This is a genomic window from Campylobacter concisus, assembly GCF_902460595.1.
Lineage (GTDB): Bacteria > Campylobacterota > Campylobacteria > Campylobacterales > Campylobacteraceae > Campylobacter_A > Campylobacter_A concisus_BL.
On sequence record NZ_CABPVA010000001.1, the window covers coordinates 246,951 to 249,206 of the forward strand.

Genomic DNA, 2,256 nt, shown 5'->3' on the forward strand with positions numbered 1-2,256 from the left:
TATGATATGTATAAGACAAGTAAAAGCATCTCAAAACAAGCCCTACCAATAGACAAATACAACGAAGCTATGGAGATACTAGAAGACTTTAAAAATGGAAATTTAAACACCTTTGGATTAGAAGTAGATAATAAATCAAGAAGACTACTAAAAGCACTAGACGTTATAGGCAATAATAATGTAAAAGGTATGTATGTGGGGTGTAAGATAGAACATGGCAAAAAGAGTGCTAGAGAAATTCCCCCTCGCCTAATAGGTCGTTTAGCTACCACCATAATAATGGAAGATGGTCTATATATAGGATAAGATATGAAGAAGATAATATTTATAACTTTAGCTATCTTAGTAGTAATAGCTTCAGCGCTTTTTATCAATAAAGAAAAAACAATGAATAAAGGAAATCTAATGAGTAATAGTAATACATATACGGTTATAGCTCCGAATGGAGAAGAGGTTTGGTTTGATAAAAATACAAATTTAATTGTGTCTAAAACTAAAGATGACAATACAACAAAATATTTTGAAGAAAAATCTAAAATGCTCCTTGAAGCCCGCTCCATCCTAGACTCATCTCCACATAAAAACTATAAACCCCTATACTATAACCCTAAACCAAATTCATTAGGTCAAACAGACTATCTATCATTTAAACCATGGCTAGATATTAGCTATAAATCAAGCTCAAATAAACTATCACCTTGGACTAAATCAGAAAAAGCCTACTATGAAAGCTTAAAAGATAAGAGAGATAGATATATCTATCTAGTAAAAAGAAGTAATCTAAAATGCACTATGATAGATATACCAGATGATGCCATAGGTAGGGTAGATAGTAGTGGCAAACTAACAAAGCCAGAATATGCTGAAATTTATGATGAAGTAGATAGAAATAAAAATACACTTAAATCAGAGCTTTTTATAGGAGAGTGGGGAATTTGTGCAGGGGTATTAGGAGATAGTGAATCACTAGGTAATGGAAATGAAGGTGGATTTAAAGCAAGAGAATTTCAAGCAGTATTTCTAGCAGCCCAACTTGGAGTAGTAGAAGCACTACATGTACTAGCAGATTGCTTTAAATACTATACATATACAGTTGGAGTAAATAAAAATTTAGATACCTACGAAAAAATTCTTAAACTATATAAAAATCCCCCACTAGATGAATATGGAATGATACCTTATCTTGATGAGATAGTAGGGAACTATTTCGTGATGGATTTTAATAGAGGCGGGATAGTGATTAACCCTACAGGTTCAATGCATAGAGTTTTAAGAGAGCTTGTAGAAGACAAAGGAAAACTACTAGACCCTAGAGACCTTGACGCAAACGAGACTACAAGAGAGGAATTTATCTCTTATGTTAAAAAAGAACTACCAGAATATGCGGAGATTTTTTCTGAAAAAGGCTATCCTGCTAATTATGGAGATAAAGATATAGACCTCTACATCGACTCCACCATCCTAGAAGCCAAAATAATGTCTCTAACCCCACCAGAGGGATATCCAAATGCACCATACTACAACACACCAGAAGAGCTAACAAGGCTATATGAGGCTGGTAAATTAGATAAAAAGCTAAATCCTCTAACACCAGTGATGTATAGAGATAGCTTCCCAGAAGATCTTAGGCAAAAGATCCTAAGCTATGCTAAAGAGCATAATATAAAGGATTAAAGAATAAATTTAATATCTATGGCTCCAAACGGAGCCACCTACGAACAACAAAAAAGATCTTATGAACTAATACTTCATAAGTATTTCACAAATAAATTTAATGATACCTATGCTGTTAAGAATATATCTTATGAACCAAATTCAAATGAAACAAGTGAATATACCTACTACCCTATAGAGATATACTCATCTTTTATAAATATAGATCTAAAAAGAACTATCATAGGAGGAAGACTATCTAGTGGAGGACTAGACTATCATAACTTCTTCTACTACGATATAAACACCACTACAAACAAACTAGACTCTAATCTATCTAAAGATATAAGCCTAGATACTATGATATCTTACCTATGTCTGGATGAGCTAAGAACAGATAATAAAACTGATGAAGAGTTCTTCAATAATCTAAACAAAAGAAACAAGAAGCTAGCATATTCACCAAAAGAGCTTATGCTACAAGGAGTTAAAACATTGCTTACAATAAGTCCATCAAATCCAATAGGTATAAAACAAAGAGAGGGAATTTATGATATGTATAAGACAAGTAAAAGCATCTCAAAACAAGCCCTACCAATAGAC

General features: G+C 32.8%; 2 protein-coding genes and 1 pseudogene. All 3 read left to right on the forward strand.

Features of this window, described 5'->3' with window-relative positions; translation table 11 throughout:
• A pseudogene (locus F3G86_RS01180) lies at positions 1-306 on the forward strand (hypothetical protein); the annotation flags it as partial.
• A gap of 3 nt (positions 307-309) precedes the next feature.
• A complete protein-coding gene (locus tag F3G86_RS01185; protein WP_149722745.1) occupies positions 310-1,674 on the forward strand; it encodes a thioredoxin reductase in 1,365 nt (454 codons plus the stop codon).
• Positions 1,675-1,692: 18 nt separating this feature from the next.
• Positions 1,693-2,256: 3-deoxy-D-arabinoheptulosonate-7-phosphate synthase (locus tag F3G86_RS01190; protein WP_149723140.1), on the forward strand; the 564-nt coding region annotated here is incomplete at its 3' end.

Coding starts and splice junctions, on each gene's coding strand:
- F3G86_RS01185 (WP_149722745.1), top strand. CDS start 310: ATGAAGAAGATAATATTTATAACTTTAGCTATCTTAGTAGTAATAGCT.